The sequence below is a fragment of the Metabacillus sp. Hm71 genome (assembly GCF_051842955.2).
Lineage (GTDB): Bacteria > Bacillota > Bacilli > Bacillales > Bacillaceae > Metabacillus.
This window is the reverse complement of record NZ_CM200278.1, coordinates 3,609,099-3,628,501: the sequence shown is the minus strand read 5'-3', so window position 1 is coordinate 3,628,501 and position 19,403 is coordinate 3,609,099. Positions and strand designations below refer to the sequence as shown.

The following is a 19,403-nucleotide window of genomic DNA, read 5'->3' as shown; positions in this document are numbered from 1 at the left end:
CGAAGCCGTATTGAAAGTCTGATTGCCCCTGCTGCAAGTCCTGTAATTAACCCTATCCAGAGCCAGAAAGCATCTAGTTAATTATCTTCTTTACGTGATTCACCTTTAAACATTTGATAATAAAAATAACCTAATGAAAGTACTCCAAGGATACTAAAAGTATATTGAAAAATTTTCTGTGTAATCATTGGCAAAACCCTCCATTTTTAGTATGGGATAAAAAAGAAAAATGATACATGAGAAAAAGTGAATGATGAGAAAAAATTAATTCATATTATTTTTAAAAATAATAAAACTAATACAAAGGAGGGTGGATCAGTTGGAAAAGAGCAATCCATTTACGGATATTAAAAATCACATTTCATTTCACCTGGAACAAATTATTGAAGAAGCAGAAATGATGAGGTCTTCAATTGGCGAAAAGGATTATTGCTTACTATGTGAGCTTGCTCATATTCGAGACCGGTTTAATGAAATCCAGTCCTCAGCATCTTTTTTTTACTTAAAGGCATATATCTCAGACTTCACAACAAATTACATAGAGATTGCAAAAGCGATCCAAAATTTGTCGGATCGTCGACATGGTGCATTACTTATTATTGAGCGTAATCAAGCAGTAGGCAGGTTCCTGCAGGGAGGAATCCAGCTAAATGCAAATTTATCGAGCAGATTGGTTGAAAGTATCTTTTTTCCCGGAAACCCGCTTCATGATGGAGCAGTACTTATAAAGGGGGATTATATCATTTCTGCTGCAAATGTTTTGCCTTTAACTGAGCAAAATTTTGGAAATAAAAAAGTGGGTACAAGACACCGTGCAGCAATCGGCCTTTCTGAAATATCAGATGCCCTTGTATTAGTTGTTTCTGAAGAAACAGGTAAAATGTCTTTTGCATTGGATGGTACTTTATATCCAATAAGTTCATCGGAAGCAGGATTTCAAAATGGTGATAAACTAAAAGATCATTAAGATAACATATAGGTGTTAGAGGAGAAAAATGGTTGGAATGAAGCGGGATAACAAAATTTGTATTTCTTAACAACGATTCGATATATTAACAGATAAAGAGGTTGGCTTTGAGAAAATTTGCAGCCTTGTAAAAAGAAATGATTGTCTATAACTGTAAGTTTATGTATGATAATATTGAGAAATTTTTATCAGTTTATTACATATTTTATGTCATTATGTAGTTTTTCGTCTATTTATCTATTAAACTATTATTGTATACATACCTAGGAGGTTACTAGTAGAAATGAAGCAAAAACTGATTGGATTAACAGCAACTGCTGTAGTAAGTTCAACGTTATTTACATCAATGGCAGCTGCCGAGAGTATTAAAGTGAAAAGCGGGGATACACTCTGGGAGCTTTCCCGAGATTATAACACATCTGTTAAAACTCTTATGGATTTGAATGGTTTAAACTCAAGTTTTTTGAGAGTCGGTCAAGTTCTTGAAGTTCCAGGGCCAAAGAAAACTTCATCTGCAAGCTCTAGCTCAACGTCTGGAACAACACAAAAAAAACCAATAACATCCACATCAACCTATAAGGTGAAGGCAGGGGATTCGTTGTGGGTTATTTCAAGAAGGTATAATACATCTGTAAGTGAATTAAAAAGGCTTAATGGCTTAAAAGGTGATCTGATTTATGTAGGTCAAACTCTAGTCGTGAAAAAAACAGCTGGTCAAACAGCAGGAAATAGTCAATCTAGTAATCAAGCAGAGAAACCAACAAACTCCGGTTCATCTTCTTCTACATATACGGTAAAAGCTGGTGATTCATTATGGAAGATTGCCAATAAGTTTAATATAACAATTGCAGAGCTAAAGGTTACAAACAATTTAAAATCAGATTTTCTTATGATTGGACAAGTCTTAAAAGTAAATGGGGAAGTTAGTAAACCTTCCACAAACAAATCAGGTTCTCAAGGTTCTCAGCAAAGCTCATCTGTTAGCAAAGTTGATAAGATGATAAGTGAAGCAAAAGCATTAATGGGAACACCATATCGTTGGGGCGGAAATACGCCATCAGGATTTGACTGCAGTGGATTCATTTATTATGTGCTAAATAAAGTTACATCTGTTTCCCGTTTAAGCACTGCGGGCTATTGGGATATGATGAAGTCGGTAAGTACGCCTTCTGTAGGTGATTTTGTTTATTTTACAACCTATAAAGCAGGTCCCTCACATATGGGAATTTATTTAGGAAATAATGAATTTATTCACGCAAGCAGTTCAGGAGTTACAATCTCTAATTTAAATAATACATATTGGAAGCAGCGCTATTTAGGTGCAAAGCGTTTCTAAGTCAAAAATAAAAAAGAGCCTACTTTTTGAACTGCACCCCAATTGTTAGACATAACTAACAATTGGAGGTGCAGTTTTTTTATGTCGAAATATTCTTTAGAAACTAAAATAGAAGCTGTAAAGGCGTACATTGATAGTGTCGATTCCTTTAAAGTCATTGCTCAAAAGTATAATGTAAATATCTCTATGTTAAAAAGATGGGTAGCCAAGTTTCGTGAACATGGATTGGAGGCTTTTCAAGAAAACTATACAAATTATCCAGTTGAGTTTAAAATGGACGTAATTAATTATATGAACGAAACAGGAGCGTCCACAGAAGAAACATCTGCTGTATACAACATTCCTTCCTCTAGCACAGTTTGGAAATGGAAGAATTTATTTGAAACGCAAGGGATTGGCGCTCTACAACCAAAAACAAAGGGGCGTCCATCCATGAAAAAAGGATCAAAAGAAAATCAACCATTACAAGGATCTGAGGAAGCGTTACGAGCTGAAAATGAGCAACTACGGATGGAGAATGCGTATTTAAAAAAGTTACATGCCTTAATTCAAGAAAAGGAAAAGTCACAGAAAAGGACAAAGCGCAAATAATCTATGAATTAAGGCATGATTTTAAAGTAATTGATTTAGTGAAAGTAGCTGGCATACCATGTAGTACGTATTATTACTGCGTAAAACAAATGAATCGACCAGATAAATATAGTGATGTAAAAGGAGTCATCCAACAGATTTTTGATGAACACCGAGGAAGATATGGTTATCGCCGAATCACGATAGAATTACGAAATCGTGGCTATTTATTTAATCACAAAACGGTTCTCCGTTTAATGAATGAATTAGGTTTAAAATGCCTTGTCCGTATAACTAAATATCTCTCGTATCGTGGTAAAGTTGGAAAAATTGCACCAAATATCCTACAACGTAATTTTAAGGCATCTAAGCCTAATGAGAAGTGGGTAACTGATATAACAGAGTTTCATTTATTTGGAGAAAAACTCTACTTTTCTCCTATCCTAGATTTATTTAACAGTGAAGTCGTTGCGTATCAAATTGAAAGACGGCCGGTGCTCCCTCTTGTTACAAAGATGTTAGATAAGGCCTTTACACGTTTAAATGAAGGTGATACACCAATTCTTCACTCTGATCAAGGATGGCATTATCAAATGAAACAATACAGACAAGCCTTAAAAGAACATCAAATTACACAGAGTATGTCTCGTAAGGGAAATTGTTTAGATAACGCAGTCATAGAAAACTTCTTTGGCTTATTAAAATCTGAATTACTTTATTTACAAGAGTTTGAAAGCATGGAACATTTTATACTAGAATTAGAAAACTATATTGAGTATTACAATCACAAACGAATTAAGGAAAAACTAAAAGGATTGAGCCCTGTAGAATACAGGATCCAATCCTTGATAGCTGCTTAAAATATTTGTCTAACTTTTTGGGTTCAGTTCACTTTTTAGGTTCTTTTTTTGCGTCTTCTAAAAGGTTTGACGTCATTTATTTACTTAGAAAAAATCCTTCCCTTTGTATACCACGTAAGTTTCTAGTATACTCTTTTTTGGACTAAGTTTTTTAAAAACGTAATAGATAAGCTAGAAAGAAGGATTATAGATGGATCAACTACTTACACTTCAGTTACCTCAAGAAATAAAAACAGTGATACAGAATCGTTCATCACTTTCTTATAATGATGAAGAGACATTATTAATAGGAAAAGGAGGCTTTACACCAGCAGATGAATCGATTTTACATGATGCGATGATTGCTCTGGCATTGGGGAAAAATGTACTGTTAAAAGGGCCAACAGGATCTGGTAAGACAAAGCTGGCAGAAACACTTTCTTTTCTTTTTCAACAACCAATGCACAGTATTAATTGCTCTATAGATTTGGATGCAGAAGCGCTTTTAGGCTTTAAAACAATTGAAAATCATAATGGTTCTACCTCCATTGAATTTGTTTCAGGCCCTGTAGTAAAGGCAATGAAAAACGGACATTTATTATATATTGATGAAATAAATATGGCAAAACCTGAAACCCTGCCAATCTTAAATGGAGTCCTTGATTATCGAAGAATGATGACAAACCCATTTACAGGTGAGGTAATCAAGGCAAAAGAAAACTTTGGTGTAATTGCTGCAATCAATGAAGGTTATGTAGGGACAGTCCCGCTAAATGAAGCATTAAAAAACCGTTTTGTTGTAATCGATGTACCATATATTCAAGGAAATGATTTAAAAAATGTTTTGCAGAGTCAGTCAGCGCTTGCTGATGCCGCATTATTAACGACTTTCACTCGATTATCTGCAGATCTTCTTACTCTTGTACAAAACGGACAAGTATCAGAAGAAGCAGCTTCTATTCGTGCGTTAATTGATACCTGTGATTTAGCAAGATTTTTACCCCCGCTTCGCGCCATTGAAAGAGGGATTATTGATAAGCTGGAGGACGAAAGGGAAAAGGCTGCAATTCGCAATTTAGCGGAGACATTATTCGAGTAGTGAGGTTTTTACATTGAGATTTATTAAGTTCAACGATCAACAAGTCGATTCCTTTTTATTTATGGAATTATCTGACCTCGCCAAAGCGCTTACGAAAGAAAATAAATTTGAGGTTGACTATAGTGTCCAATCCTATATAGATCCTTTTGAGGAAAAAATCTATGTTAGCCACTTTTGGGATCATCGTGAAAAAAACGAAATGATTCTTGCAATGAAAAGTGACATTTATCTTAGATGCATCGGAAACTTTTACAACACAAATTATCGTGAACTTGGATTGTTTATTGGACAGGCGAAAACATTCAAGCTAGAAAGTTTTGCAAAGCAATTATGCATGCTTATAGAAGATGTACGTCTAGAGGAAATAAGTAAAAGAGAACGACCAGGAACAAAAAGGGCCTTTGAGATGAGAAGGAAGTTGTATCGCAAGCATTTTAGAAGTCAGCTTACCATTCATCAAGAACGAGGCATTTTAACGGATGCTTTATTTAATTTATTATACCTAAAACTAACAGCTCATTCACCTTTAGGAGTGCTTCCAAGTTTATCGGAGGACTTGGATCGTGCTTTTCCTTTTATAGAATCTAAACTCTATCAAGCCTACGACGTGAAATCAACGAAAGAAGTCATTCGAATTGTTCTTGACCTGATGGAGGTATTGGAAGAAATACTTGAAAGTGATATGTTAAATACCTACTTCTATTTAGCTGATTTGCCATATGAATCGTTTAAAGCAGCAAGTCTTTTTGATGAGCTAAAACGAAAATCAAAGTTAAAAAATAAGGACAAGATAGCGGACGCCAAAAAAGGTGATGAAGACGTTCATGGTGATAAATTACCAACCTGGCATAGTGAGACGAGCAAGCCGACAAAGAGCTTTTTGCAATTCGATTTAGAGCAAGGAACAAACACAACCATCAGCGGAGACGGCATAGTCAGAGAAGGAGATGACGGTGATCAGGCGCTTGCGATGGTGCAAGGTACTTCCAAACAGGCAAAAAAGAACGATTATTCAAAGCTTGAAGCGTTGGAAAATACAGTTGAAGAACGTGCAATGACAGCTGATAATTCATATGGAAAAGAAAACAAATATGCGATACCAGTATTTATTGGAGCAAAACCACCACTTCCTAATGAAATTGAACAATATAAAACAGATCGTTCAAATATTCAATTGTTTCAAAAAAAGCTTAAGCTAATGATCCAGAAAACATTGGAACATAAACGAACCTTGCCTAGAACGGATCTCCATATCGGAAGATTAAATAAAAAGCTTTTGCGAATTATAACAGATGATAACCCAAAGCTATTTTATAAAAAACAAGAAAAATCACCGCAAATCGATGCTGTTTTTACCCTATTAGTAGATTGTTCAGCATCAATGTTTGATAAAATGGAACAAACAAAACTAGGAATCACATTATTTCATGAAACGTTAAAGTCAGTTAGAGTACCGCATCAAATTGTCGGTTTTTGGGAAGATACAAATGACGCATCTAAAACAAGACAGCCTAATCATTTTAATACCGTTATTTCTTTTAAGGATTCTCTGGAACCTCAGGCTGGACCTGAGATAATGCAGCTTTCTCCAGAGGAGGATAATCGTGATGGCTATGCAATTAGACATATGACAAAACAATTAATGAAGAGAAACGAAAAACAAAAATTTCTCCTTGTTTTTTCCGATGGAGAACCCGCGGCAATGGGATATGAGAGAAATGGTGTCATCGATACTCATGAAGCTGTTTTAGAAGCAAGAAAAATGGGAATAGAAGTAATGAACGTATTTTTATCACGTGGTGAAATTAACGAAGCCACCAAAAAAACAATTCAGAACATCTATGGAAAGTATAGTATTTTTGTAGATAAATTAGATGAGCTCCCAGAGCAGCTATTCCCATTATTAAAAAGACTACTATTAAAAACAATTTAATGTTAGGCCTCTAGTTCTTACCCGAGATACTAGGGGCTATTTTTATGAAACAGCCTTTCTCTTCTCAGCTAGCAAAATAACATGCTATGTTAAAGAATATTGTTGATTTTAACAGAGTCCTTAGACTGAAGTGTATCGGGTTAAAGGATAATCTGCAGGCGTATAGCGCGTGAGTATAACGAAATACATCATACAAGCTAAACAAAACAAAAAAATACTCTAAAAAAATAAAAATTGATCTTTTTTCCAATTAATTTGGTGTATGATAGAAGTAAGCAAATACAAGTGATTAGTATGATTATTCAAACAATTCAAACAAATCATCGATCTTATGAAAAAAGCGGGAAAAGATTGAATTTTTTTTAAAATTTTTACTGAACTATGCTTGGAATGTGAGGATAGCAATGGTAAAATAGTGTTTGGAAGCGTTTAAATATCATACTACTATACTAACAGCATTGGTTAATATTGTAGGATAATAATTTCTTTCCTACGTATCAGAAAAGTTTTTCTGAACACTTATGAATAGTTGGGGGTAATGTTAGATGTCAGAAGAAGGTTCACTGAAGAGAAAATTCCCTTGGGAAGATTTCCATGGTCCAAACCTCGGCTATGTCATGGAGCAATACGATCAATATAAAATTGATCCAAACTCTGTTGATATAGAATTAAAGGAAATTTTTGATACTTGGGGCTCTCCTTCTATAGAGACTAATCAAATGACAGTATCAGCCGATCATGACTATATTAGTGCTGATAAAATGACGAAAATCGCAGAAGCAGTCAATCTCGTGACAAATATTCGCAGACATGGACACTTAAATGCGTCTATTTATCCATTCGAGGATTGCAGTGAAAAGAATGAATTTCTTCAACTTGAAGAATATAATTTGACTGAAGAGGACTTAAAAGACATTCCTGCTCATCTTTTATGTAAGGATGCCCCAGAGCATGTAACAAACGGGCTCGAAGCGTATCAATATTTAAAAGATGTTTATAAAAGAACAATTGCTTTTGAATTTAGCCATGTCCACAATTATGAAGAAAAAACATGGCTTGTGAAAATGGTAGAGTCCGGTGCTATATTTAAGGACCTAACAGATGAAAAACGCAAATCGATTTTAAAAAGACTAACAGAAGTTGAGGGCTTTGAGCAATTCCTTCACCGTACGTTTGTAGGACAAAAGCGTTTTTCTATTGAAGGCTTGGACATGCTTGTACCTATTCTTGATGAATTAATCTCTAGTGCTGTTCAGTCCGGTACAGATACCATCAATATCGGGATGGCACATCGCGGCCGCTTGAACGTCTTGGCACATGTACTTGGAAAGCCATATGAAATTATTTTTTCCGAATTCCAGCATGCTCCAAATAAAGATTTAGTACCGTCTGAAGGCTCCATCGGTATTAACTACGGCTGGAGCGGTGATGTTAAATACCATTTAGGTGCAAATAAACAGATCAAAGATGAAAATACTGTTCGTGCAAAGGTTACATTAGCAAACAACCCTAGCCACTTGGAATTCATTGATCCAATCGTAGAGGGCTATACACGTGCTGCTCAAGAAAAACGTACTGAAAAGGGCTATCCGAAGCAAGATGAAAGCGCAGCTATGGCTATCTTAATTCATGGTGACGCTGCATTCCCTGGAGAAGGTATCGTTGCTGAAACCCTTAATTTAAATAAATTAACAGGTTATCAAACAGGTGGAACGATCCATATTATTGCCAATAATATGATTGGTTTTACAACAGAAAGCCGAGATTCGCGTTCAACAAAATATGCAAGTGATATAGCTAAAGGCTATGAAATTCCGATTGTTCACGTAAATGCAGATGACCCTGAAGCTTGTTTAGCTGCAGTGTATATCGCAATGGAATACCGAAATAAGTTCAAGAGTGATTTCTTAATTGATCTAATCGGCTATCGACGATTTGGACATAACGAGATGGACGAACCTTCCATGACCCAGCCAAAGCTGTATGAAAAAGTTCGTAAGCATCCAACAGTCCGTGCATTATACGGCAATAAGCTAGTTAATGAAGGGATTATAAAGTTAGAAGAGCTTGATAAAATAAATCAGGAAGTCCAATCAACACTTGAAAAAGCTCATCAAAAAGTACCTGATAATAGAGTTGCACAAGTACATGAAATCAAACTTCCTGAATTTGTTAACAACGGACTTCCTAAACTGAAAACCTCCGTTGATAAAGAGCAATTGCTTCAATTAAATGAAGAGCTAGTTAACTGGCCGGAAAATTTTAAAGTTTTTCCTAAGCTGAAAAAGATATTAGAAAAAAGAGGGAAAGCATTATCTGAACATGGTAAGGTAGATTGGTCTTTAGGTGAAGCGTTAGCATTTGCATCGATTTTAGAAGATGGTACTCCAATCAGGCTAACTGGACAGGATTCACAGCGCGGTACTTTTGCTCATAGACATATTGTTCTTCATGATATTGAAAGCGGTGAAAATTACTCGCCTCTTCACAGATTATCAAATGCAAAAGCATCATTTGCTGTTCACAATAGCCCATTATCTGAAGGATCTGTCCTTGGTTTTGAATATGGATATAATGTGTTCGCTCCTGAAACATTGGTTTTATGGGAAGCACAATTTGGTGATTTTGCAAATGCTGCTCAAGTATTTTTTGATCAGTTCATTGCTGCAGGACGTGCGAAGTGGGGACAAAAATCTGGGTTAGTCATGCTTTTACCACATGGATTTGAGGGACAAGGACCTGAGCATTCAAGTGCCCGTTTAGAGCGTTATCTGCAGCTCTCAGCAGAGGATAGCTGGCAAGTTGCCAATTTAACAACAGCAGCTCAATATTTCCATATATTACGCCGTCAAGCAGACTTGTTGAAACGTGAGGAAGTTCGTCCGTTAGTCATTATGACGCCAAAAAGCTTATTGCGTAATCTACATTCTGTTTCAGATATTACAGAGTTAACTGAGGGAGAATTCAAGCCTGTTATTGAACAGCCTGGATTAGGAAAAGCTCCTGAAAAAGTGAAACGACTCGTATTATGCAGTGGTAAAGTTTCAATTGATTTAGTCGATAAATTAAATACTCTTGAAGGTGATACAGATTGGGTGCACATCTTACGAGTAGAAGAGCTTTATCCGTTCCCTAAGCAAATTATTTCTTCTATTATTGAACGATTGACATCACTTGAGGAAATTGTTTGGGTACAAGAAGAACCGCAAAATATGGGAGCTTGGTTATTCATGGATCCTAGATTGCGTGAAATTGCACCTGAAGGCGTACCGGTACGATATATCGGAAGAAGAAGAAGACAAAGTCCTGCTGAAGGAGATCCTAATATTCATAAAAAGGATCAAGAACGAATTGTAACAGAAGCATTAACTCAAACTGTACGAGATAAATCATTTGTGAATTCTAAATAATATAGCATCACTTGCCTAATATACTAAAGATGGGGCTGACACAAAAATCAAGAGATCATATCCTTTTAAAGACAGCCTCATCTCTTAATTAAAACTCGCAGCAAGTGCTCAAGGGGGAACCGACATGGCTGAGATTAAAGTACCAGAATTAGCAGAATCTATTACTGAAGGAACAATTGCACAATGGCTGAAGCAACCTGGTGATTTAGTTGAAAAAGGTGAATATCTATTAGAGGTAGAAACTGATAAAGTAAATGTTGAACTTACAGCTGAATTTTCTGGAGTTTTAAAGGAAACTCACAAAGAGTCCGGAGATACTGTACAGGTTGGAGAAACGATTGGCATTATTGATGAGGGTGGAAATGCCTCAACTGCTGCACCAGAGCAACCAAAGACTGAAACTGAAGAGCCCGCTGCTCAACAAAATACAGCTGTTGAAAAAGCAGAGGATAAGAAGCACTTCACAATCGCTTCACCTGCTGCAAGAAAGCTTGCACGTGAACGGGGTATTGATCTGCAGCAGGTTCAAGCAGCTGATCCACTAGGACGTGTTCGTAAGCAAGACGTGGCGGCACATTCAAATCAAGGCACTGTAACACAAGCTGAACCAGTGAAGCAAGCTCCTAAAACTTCAGCTGTTGTCCAACAAGACCAACCAGGCAAGCCAGTTGAACGTGTAAAAATGTCAAGACGAAGACAAACAATTGCAAATCGTTTAGTTGAGGTTCAACAAACAGCTGCAATGTTAACAACTTTTAATGAGGTTGATATGACAGCTGTTATGGAGGTTCGTAAACGCCGTAAAGATAAGTTCTTTGAACAGCATGATGTTCGTTTAGGATTTATGTCATTCTTTACAAAAGCAGTTGTTGCTGCGTTGAAGCAATTCCCGCTATTAAATGCAGAGATTCAGGGCAATGAACTGTTAATTAAAAAATACTATGATATCGGTATTGCCGTTTCAGCTCCAGAAGGTTTAGTAGTACCAGTCGTTCGTGATGCTGATCGTTTGAACTTTGCTGGTATCGAAGGCGAGATTTTAAACCTAGCTAAAAAAGCTCGTGATAATAAATTGAGTTTAGGAGATTTACAAGGCGGAACATTTACAATCACAAATGGCGGTGTTTTCGGTTCATTGTTATCAACACCAATTTTGAATGGTCCACAAGTTGGTATTCTCGGAATGCACAAAATTCAACTTCGTCCAGTTGCTATTGATGAAGAAAGAATGGAAAACCGTCCGATGATGTACATTGCTTTATCCTATGACCACCGCATTGTTGATGGAAAAGAAGCAGTAAGCTTCCTGGCAACAGTGAAAGAGCTTCTAGAAGATCCGGAATCTCTATTATTAGAAGGATAATAAAATCATGAAGAGGCTGTCTTAAGGGGCAGCCTCTTTGTCTATATAATAAGTTATGCTAAAAGATCGTTATGGATTAATTACTATGTTGATTGGGACAAATACGTCTAGGATTCCTAGGAAGAAGGAGTCAGGAGAAAAACATTTGAACAACTGTTTTAAAAACGAGAGTATGTAGCAGAGAAAACAAAATTCATCCTAAAAACTCAAAGCAGATAACATAATACTATTTTAAAATTTGCAATTTAAATTATATCAGTAAAATGTTAAAATAATACCTAAATAATGTTTGGGTAGGATTGGTTATCTTTGATTATTCAAAATCATTTCTAAACAAACGAAAGAACAACATGAAAATTTAGAGGTGATTTTGTGGGAAACAATGTGGAGCAATGGTCTTCGAAATTGGCATTTATCCTTGCTGCAGCAGGGTCGGCGATAGGCTTGGGTGCTATTTGGAAGTTTCCATATGTTGCAGGCACGAGTGGTGGAGGAGTATTTTTCCTTATTTTTATTATATTTACTTTATTAATTGGCTTACCGCTATTATTAGGTGAATTTATTATCGGGCGAAGCACGCAAAAGGATGCTATTCAGTCCTATAAGCAAATTGCACCCCATTCATCATGGCATGTAATCGGTCGTTTAGGAATTGTGACATGCTTTATTTTGCTGTCTTTTTACAGCGTTGTCGGCGGTTGGATCTTAATTTATCTTTTTAAGGGACTAACAGGCGAATTAAACGGACTTACTGAACAAGAGTATAGCGATCTATTCGGTCATAGTATTTCTGATCCCGCTATTACTGTTTTTGCTCAATTTTTATTTATGCTAATTACCATTTTTGTCGTATCTAAAGGTGTTTCGAATGGAATTGAAAAAGCAAGCAAATTTATGATGCCAGCACTTTTTATTATTTTCATGATCTTAATTATTCGATCACTAACATTAGATGGGGCGATGGAAGGCATTATCTTCTTCCTGAAGCCGGATTTTGCCAATGTAACATCTGAGACAATTTTATATGCTTTGGGACAATCATTTTTTGCGTTAAGTGTCGGCGTTTCTGTTATGGTGACATACAGCTCATATTTATCCAAAAGTGAGAACCTTCCGCAATCGGCTGTATCGATTGTTGTCCTCAATTTATTGGTTGCCCTTTTAGCTGGTTTAGCGATCTTTCCGGCTGTATTCTCATTCGGAATCGAGCCAGATGCAGGTCCTGTATTATTATTTAATGTTTTACCTACTGTCTTTAATCAAATGCCTTATGGAGTTCTCTTTTTAATTGCATTTTTACTTTTATTCTTATTCGCTACATTAACCTCAGCATTCTCAATGCTTGAGATTATTGTTGCTCCGCTTGCAAAAGGTAATGAATTGAAACGTAGAAGATTTTCTTGGATCTTTGGCCTTTGCATATTCATCGTCGGCGTGCCTTCAGCGCTTTCTTATGGCGTGCTAAGTAATGTGACAATATTTGATAAATCGATCTTTGATGCAGCAGACTTTTTAGTAAGTAATATTTTAATGCCATTAGGGGCATTGTTAATTGCCATTTTTGTTCCTTTTAAACTTTCTAAAAAAACTCTTTTTAACGAGCTTTCTCAAGGTTCATCAATAAGTAAAAAGGTATTTGTCATTTGGTTTTTTCTGATAAAATATGTTTCTCCAATTATGATCGTTTTAGTGTTTTTGGATGCTTTAGGCATCATTTAACCAATAAGGCGGATGACTGCTTTGTTCAGTTATCCACCTTTTTAGTATTAATAGGGTTTCCATTTTAATTGCTGTGCCTCATGAAAACGTCTTTCTACTTCCCGCCAATTGACAATATTCCACCAATTTTCGATATATTTCTTTCGATTGTTTTTATATTGGAGATAGTAGGCATGCTCCCATACATCAAGAACTAGGATTGGGACAACATCCCATTGGCTTAAATTTTGATGTTTTTCAGCTTGGAGAATTTCTAAGCGTCTTGAACGTGGTGACCAAACTAAAATTGCCCAACCAACACCTTCAACTTGATTAGCTGCTTCTGAGAAGTGGGATTTGAAGTTTTGGAAATTTCCAAAGCTTTGATTAATTTCTCTGATTAACATACCTGAAGGCTGGCCACCGCCATTCGGGCTCATGATACTCCAGAAAATCGTGTGAAGATAATGTCCAGCCCCATGAAAAGCAGCTTCTCTTTCCCAATGCTTTATCAGTTCGAAATTATTAGTCATCCTTGCTTTTTGCATTTCCTTTTCTGCTTTATTCAATCCATCAACGTAACTTTTATGGTGCTTGTCATGATGTAATTTCATGATCTCCTGGTTGATATAAGGTTCTAAAGCATCATACGAATATGGTAACGGAGGAAGAGTATGCATACCGATTGGTACTGTTCCCGAACTCATTTGAATTCGCGATCCTTCTTCTTCGTCACGATTTTTGCTTCGTTCAAAGTATTGTTGCAGCTCTGAGTATAGTTCATTTGCCCGTTCAAAAAGATCTATCGGAACCATATTTTCTTTGTTTGTAAGCTCGTCTTGAAAGTGGATAACTTTCCGTTTCCATTCAACTAATGTATTTGACTCAATATGCTCTCTTAGCTCATCAAGCGAGCCATTGTAGCTTTCTAAAATGTCTTCACACCACTGTTTCATTAAAGCAATATATTCTTTAGACAATAAAAACCCTCCCTGCAATCATTCGTAGTCAATATATGCACGCTGGGGAAAGATTGACTCTTTTTTAACAACAACCTTTTATGTTTTCTTTGCATAATGTGCAAGGGCTAATAACGGGAAAATATAGTTATAACTATGATAGTTAATATAAAATTGTTCGGGTAGACCAATCCCGGTTGGATAAGTTAGCGACTCTTTACTATTTGTTTCTTGTACTAAGTACTGGAGCCCTTTTTTAACGGACTGGCGTTTTCGGCAGCCTGCTTGAATAAGTGTATCCAATGCCCATGAAGCTTGTGAAGGTGTACTTATATGAAGTGGAACATATTGCTTTCGTACACTGCTTAAACATGACTCACCCCATCCGCCATCTTGATGCTGAATCGATTCCAACCAAGTTATGGCTTTTTTTATTGCAGGATGATCAGGGGAAACGCCAACAGCTGCGAGTCCAGTCACTGCTGCCCATGTACCGTAAATATAGCAAACTCCCCAACGGCCATACCATGAGCCATTTGGTTCTTGATTATTTAATAACCAACTAACCCCTGCATTTACACTGGGGTGATGATGGGTTAATCCAGCAAAATGACCGAGAAACTCTAATATCCTGCCGGTTAAATCAGCAGTGGATGAATCAATGGCTGCATCTTGTGCATGATCGAGCGGTAGGTAAGCTAGTAATTCAAAATTGGCATTTTTCTCGAAAGCTCCCCAGCCACCATCTGCATTTTGCATGGACAACAAATAGGTAACACCTTTATACCATGCTTCTTGATAATCTTTTGATGCAAGGGCTCGACGGGAGATCGCTCTTAATGCTGCTGAAGTATCATCATTATCCGGATTGATTGTATTATTATGGGAGAAACCCCATCCTCCTGGATCAATAAAGCGATTATGAAGCATCCAATCGCCTTTTTTGACATGTTGTTTGGAGAGAAGAAAATTCGTTGAGTTTTTTATAACTTGTGAGTCAATCCCTACATTCGCTTCTTGTAAAGCATAGCAAATTAATGCCGTATCCCATATAGTAGAGGTTGAATTTTCTAAATGGGTTCCATGACATGTGTCACTGACAAGTCCTTTTAGACCGTCTATCGCTTTTTGAATATGCAGGGAATTCTTTTTATAACCTAGTGCAAGCAGACTATAGACCATAAAGAATGTTGCACTTGCGTAGCTTAGCAAGGTTCCGTCATCTTCAATTCTTTTAAGCATATACCTTTCTGCCTTCTCGTATCCTAATCGATGAAGATAGCTAGGAACATTTAATAGCTTCTTCATTTCAAGTGAAAGGTAATCTATTGATCGGCCAGTAGAGGTTAAATCCCATTCACCCAATTTAGTAGAAGAAGTACGAACTATAAGGTGATCAACATTTGGTGTGTATGCCGATTGAATCGAAAATTTTTTATTTGCAGCTACCATCATTGGAATGAAATGGATACGCGCATAGGTACTTAATTGAAAAAAATTTAATGGAAATGTTGGGGGAATGAGAAGAAAGGTCATCGGTATATAAAAAAGCTTAGGCCAGCGATATAAACCATTAACGGCCAGCATCCATTTTGTCATAAAATGAGTGTTTGATAATCCTCCTTTTTTCCGAATAAACAACTCTGCTTTCTTCAAGATGGGGTGTTCGCGTCTGTAGTGTCCAGAATATAGGAGAGCGATATAAGCTTGAACGGTTGTTGAGAGGTTACCATCGCGTTCATCAGGATATGCTTTCCATATTCCGTTACGAGATTGCTGATCAACAATTCGCCTTGTTAACTTTTCAATTAAATTTTCTTCATCCCCCATATTTAAAGAACGCAGCAGGATGATCATAAAGGCATCTGTCATGAGTCCCCCTTCAAAACAAAAGGACCAAGAGCCATCCTTTTGCTGAAGTTTGGTTAATTCTTCAATTCTTGTCTTTATCTCATTCTTTATCATCCCATCTGTGATCATTTCTATATCACCTCACCTATATGAATATTCAGATAGGAAAAATGTTATGTTTGTACTTATTATCTATCTTTAATCTTTATGTAAATTTCCATATAAAAATAAGCTTGATGTTGAAAGGACAATTGGCATTTTGCTTCAAATAATAGTAAAATATGAAGAAAGAAGAAAGGATTGAAAACAACATGATACATAAAACATGGCAAAAAACTGCGCCTCTTAAAAAGGTTACTTGTGTACATACAAATGCCGCAAAGTATATGGTGGATCGTGCTTTAACGGCAGGTAAGCAGTATGATGTTCAAAATGAAACAGAAGAATTTTACTTTGTCATTGATAATACTGGTAAAGTTGGTGGTTATTATAAAGATTATTTTGAAGAATAATCTTATGATAGGTTGAAAAAAAGGATGAATGAAGAATCATCCTTTTTTTATATAAAATAAAAGAATACACTTGTTTTTTATGATATTATTATCAAATGTGAAAATAATATCATTATGAAATTTATAAAAAGGAGACAGAACATGTATTCAAAAGCGAAGTTAATTCTTCATCCAGTAAGAATGAAAATTGTTCAAACCTTAATAGGCAGCAGAGAATTAAACGTACAACAAATTGCACAAAAATTAACAGATGTCCCACAGGCGACTCTTTATCGTCATTTAAATAAATTAGTAGAGGCTGAAGTGATTCGTGTTGTTAAAGAAAATCAAATTCGCGGGACCATTGAAAAAATCTACTCGTTAGCTGAAGAAGAGATTAGCGGCAAAGAGGAGTTGGAAAATGTAACTCGTGAAGAGCATTTAACCCTGTTTCTTACTTTTATGACACATTTACTTGGTAAATACGAGAGCTATCTAAACCAAGAACAAATTGATTTATATAAGGATGGCGTTGGATTTCGAGAAGCACTTGTTTATTTATCTGATGAAGAGTTTCAAGAATTTGCACAGGAGTTATCAACATTAATGAAAAAAGTCATTGAGAAGGAACCAACTAAAAATAGAAAAGCGAGACATATTGTCAGTATATTCATTCCTGAGCCGAGAAAGTAGGCTCTTAAGTGATCGTTAACATTGTCATGAGGCATTATCGTAAAATTTTTTTTATAAAGTAAATGAAGTTCAACTTGTATTTCCCTATGTTTTTTAGTATAACCAATACATAATCATTTAAAATTTTTGTAGAAAACTATTGAAAACTAGATATTACACGCATTCAAATCTATGATTTAGTAAGTTTTCATCTAGAAAGGGAAGACGTATATGAGTGAGACTAATGTACAAATAAGGGATGCACAGCTTGAAGATCTTTCGAAAATTGTTGAAATATACAACTCATCGATACCAGGACAACTTGCCACAGCTGATCTGGAAGAAGTTACTGTTGAAAGTAGATTAACTTGGTTCTATGACCATAACTCCCATCATCGTCCCTTATGGGTTTTAGAAGAAGACGGGAATATAGTCGGCTGGTTAAGCTTTCAATCTTTTTACGGAAGACCTGCTTACAATGCAACAGCAGAGGTTAGCATTTATTTAGACCCAACCGTACATGGAAAAGGTTATGCGCGTGTATTAATGGAAAAGGCAATCTCTGCATGTCCTAAATTAGAAATTAAGACTTTGCTTGCCTTTGTTTTTGGTCATAATGATCCGAGCATTCGACTATTTCAAAAATACAATTTTGAAAAATGGGCCCACTTGCCAAGAATAGCTGACATGGCAGGGGTGGAAAGAGATTTATTAATCCTTGGAAAACGAATAATTCAATAAGAACATAAGGGGATACAGGCTTTTTGCTTTTGTATCTTTTTTATTGTTTGCCAGGAAATTATATAATGCTTGAACTGTAGATAAGCGCTTTGACATCCAGGCGCTTGCGCTTTTGTTCTTTTAATCGTTACCGGTACTAAAAATCAACTCATGTCATTTTAATGAATAGTTTCCTTTGCTTAAAACAAATAATTAATAAAGACTTTATCGAAAGACAATCATAAAAAGTTACTTTAGAAGGTGAGATTATGCAAAATTTATTGTTTACTCATAATGATTTAGATGGAGTAAGCTGCGGAATCCTGGCAAGGTATGCATTCCCTGATAATATAGAGGTACATTATCATTCGGTAAACAGTTTAAATTTTCATGTAGAGAAGTTTCTCAATGAAGCGGAAGAAAAGAAGACTGCCTCACAACTTTACATAACAGACCTTTCAGTAAATAACGAAAATGAAAAGAGATTAAATGAATTTGCATTAAGTGGAGGAAAAATTCAATTAATTGACCATCATAAATCTGCTCTTCATTTAAATAAATATGATTGGTCAAATGTCCAAGTAGAAGAAACGAATGGAAAATTAGCTTCTGCCACAACATTATTTTATCAATTTTTAATAAAAGAAAAGATTATCAGTCCAAAACCTTCATTAGATGAATACGTTGAATTAGTCCGCCAATATGATACATGGGAATGGGAGAAACATGAAAATATCAATGCAAAAAGATTAAATGATCTTTTATATATGCAATCCATTGAAGAATTTGAAGGAAAAATGCTTGAAAGATTAACGCAAAATGAACATTTTTCATTTAATGTGTTTGAAGATAAAGTGTTAGATATCGAAGAGAATAAAACAGAACGCTATATTCATCGTAAAACAAAAGAATTGGTTCAAGCAACTATAGGAAAGCTTTGCATTGGAATTGTCCATGCAGAGTCCTATCATTCAGAACTAGGAAATGCTTTAGGAAAGGAATATCCACATCTGGATTGTATTGCCATTTTGAACATGGGGAGTAAGAAAATCGGGTTTCGTACGATTCATGACCATGTTGATGTATCAAAGCTTGCCACATCTTATGGTGGAGGAGGTCATGCAAAAGCAGCTGGATGCTCGATGACAAAAGAAGCTTTTAAAGATTTTGTTGAAAGAACATTCATTCTTAAACCTTTAATAATGGATGCACGTTATAATAAATATAATATAAAGGATCGCTCTGCACATTATGAAAATAGAGAAGAAGAACAATTTCTAATTTATCAAAATGTAAATGGTAAATGGGTGATTGAAAAAAATCATGCTTTACTTTCAGAAGAGTACCAAACCTTTGAAATGGCAGAACGATTTTTAAAACGGTCCTATTCAGCAGGACTTACGAAGGATGAAAAACTTATAAGTTACTTAATCGAATCGTATAACCGAAAAAAATAATGGAACAGAGGTTGTCTCAGAAAGGGTCATGTTCCGCC

General features: G+C 35.9%; 14 protein-coding genes. 12 read left to right on the top strand and 2 right to left on the bottom strand.

The features are described 5' to 3' along the window. The first annotated feature begins 319 nt into the window (after positions 1 to 319). The 8 genes from cdaS to ACSVDH_RS17725 all read left to right on the top strand — a co-directional run bounded on the left by cdaS (position 320) and on the right by ACSVDH_RS17725 (position 13,236). Complete coding sequence (gene cdaS, locus ACSVDH_RS17760) at positions 320 to 967, top strand: sporulation-specific diadenylate cyclase CdaS (protein ID WP_439253616.1); 648 nt, start codon at positions 320 to 322, stop codon at positions 965 to 967. A gap of 283 nt (positions 968 to 1,250) precedes the next feature. Continuing rightward, entirely contained in the window at positions 1,251 to 2,303 is a 1,053-nt protein-coding gene (locus tag ACSVDH_RS17755; RefSeq protein WP_439253617.1) for a C40 family peptidase, read from the top strand. 81 nt (positions 2,304 to 2,384) lie between these two features. Then, a protein-coding gene (locus ACSVDH_RS17750; RefSeq protein WP_439253618.1) for an IS3 family transposase occupies positions 2,385 to 3,733 on the top strand; the annotation gives its coding sequence in 2 pieces (ribosomal slippage) (positions 2,385 to 2,841 and positions 2,841 to 3,733; 1,350 coding nt in all). 190 nt (positions 3,734 to 3,923) lie between these two features. Continuing rightward, complete coding sequence (locus tag ACSVDH_RS17745) at positions 3,924 to 4,811, top strand: ATP-binding protein (protein WP_439253619.1); 888 nt, start codon at positions 3,924 to 3,926, stop codon at positions 4,809 to 4,811. 13 nt (positions 4,812 to 4,824) lie between these two features. Then, a complete protein-coding gene (locus ACSVDH_RS17740) occupies positions 4,825 to 6,744 on the top strand; it encodes a vWA domain-containing protein (protein ID WP_439253620.1) in 1,920 nt (639 codons plus the stop codon). Positions 6,745 to 7,289: 545 nt separating this feature from the next. Beyond that, positions 7,290 to 10,154, top strand: coding sequence for a 2-oxoglutarate dehydrogenase E1 component (gene sucA, locus ACSVDH_RS17735; RefSeq protein WP_439253621.1), 2,865 nt, complete (start codon positions 7,290 to 7,292; stop codon positions 10,152 to 10,154). A gap of 124 nt (positions 10,155 to 10,278) precedes the next feature. Continuing rightward, entirely contained in the window at positions 10,279 to 11,517 is a 1,239-nt protein-coding gene (odhB, locus tag ACSVDH_RS17730) for a 2-oxoglutarate dehydrogenase complex dihydrolipoyllysine-residue succinyltransferase (protein WP_439253623.1), read from the top strand. 372 nt (positions 11,518 to 11,889) lie between these two features. After that, a complete protein-coding gene (locus ACSVDH_RS17725) occupies positions 11,890 to 13,236 on the top strand; it encodes a sodium-dependent transporter (protein ID WP_439253624.1) in 1,347 nt (448 codons plus the stop codon). A gap of 47 nt (positions 13,237 to 13,283) precedes the next feature. Here ACSVDH_RS17725 and ACSVDH_RS17720 read toward each other — a convergent pair whose 3' ends face one another. Beyond that, positions 13,284 to 14,195, bottom strand: a complete 912-nt coding sequence (locus ACSVDH_RS17720) for a superoxide dismutase (protein WP_439253625.1) — start codon at positions 14,193 to 14,195, stop codon at positions 13,284 to 13,286. A 78-nt stretch (positions 14,196 to 14,273) separates the two neighbouring features. Then, entirely contained in the window at positions 14,274 to 16,154 is a 1,881-nt protein-coding gene (shc, locus tag ACSVDH_RS17715) for a squalene--hopene cyclase (protein WP_439253627.1), read from the bottom strand. A 182-nt stretch (positions 16,155 to 16,336) separates the two neighbouring features. On the opposite strand from shc, the gene ACSVDH_RS17710 reads away from it, so the two are divergent. The 4 genes from ACSVDH_RS17710 to ACSVDH_RS17695 all read left to right on the top strand — a co-directional run bounded on the left by ACSVDH_RS17710 (position 16,337) and on the right by ACSVDH_RS17695 (position 19,365). Next, a complete protein-coding gene (locus ACSVDH_RS17710) occupies positions 16,337 to 16,537 on the top strand; it encodes a DUF6501 family protein (RefSeq protein ID WP_299093507.1) in 201 nt (66 codons plus the stop codon). 141 nt (positions 16,538 to 16,678) lie between these two features. Next, the gene (locus ACSVDH_RS17705) at positions 16,679 to 17,209 is read left to right on the top strand and encodes a helix-turn-helix domain-containing protein (protein ID WP_439253629.1); all 531 of its coding nucleotides are present in this window, start codon (positions 16,679 to 16,681) and stop codon (positions 17,207 to 17,209) included. A 210-nt stretch (positions 17,210 to 17,419) separates the two neighbouring features. Next, positions 17,420 to 17,929: a GNAT family N-acetyltransferase gene (locus tag ACSVDH_RS17700; protein WP_299093509.1), complete on the top strand. Its 510-nt coding sequence runs from the start codon at positions 17,420 to 17,422 to the stop codon at positions 17,927 to 17,929. Positions 17,930 to 18,177: 248 nt separating this feature from the next. Beyond that, on the top strand, positions 18,178 to 19,365 hold the full coding sequence (locus ACSVDH_RS17695) for a DHH family phosphoesterase (protein ID WP_439253630.1): 1,188 nt from the start codon (positions 18,178 to 18,180) through the stop codon (positions 19,363 to 19,365). Positions 19,366 to 19,403: the final 38 nt, after the last annotated feature.

Coding starts and splice junctions, on each gene's coding strand:
- ACSVDH_RS17710 (WP_299093507.1), top strand. CDS start 16,337: ATGATACATAAAACATGGCAAAAAACTGCGCCTCTTAAAAAGGTTACT.
- ACSVDH_RS17700 (WP_299093509.1), top strand. CDS start 17,420: ATGAGTGAGACTAATGTACAAATAAGGGATGCACAGCTTGAAGATCTT.
- ACSVDH_RS17695 (WP_439253630.1), top strand. CDS start 18,178: ATGCAAAATTTATTGTTTACTCATAATGATTTAGATGGAGTAAGCTGC.
- ACSVDH_RS17755 (WP_439253617.1), top strand. CDS start 1,251: ATGAAGCAAAAACTGATTGGATTAACAGCAACTGCTGTAGTAAGTTCA.
- ACSVDH_RS17705 (WP_439253629.1), top strand. CDS start 16,679: ATGTATTCAAAAGCGAAGTTAATTCTTCATCCAGTAAGAATGAAAATT.
- shc (WP_439253627.1), bottom strand. CDS start 16,154: ATGATCACAGATGGGATGATAAAGAATGAGATAAAGACAAGAATTGAA.
- odhB (WP_439253623.1), top strand. CDS start 10,279: ATGGCTGAGATTAAAGTACCAGAATTAGCAGAATCTATTACTGAAGGA.
- sucA (WP_439253621.1), top strand. CDS start 7,290: ATGTCAGAAGAAGGTTCACTGAAGAGAAAATTCCCTTGGGAAGATTTC.
- ACSVDH_RS17745 (WP_439253619.1), top strand. CDS start 3,924: ATGGATCAACTACTTACACTTCAGTTACCTCAAGAAATAAAAACAGTG.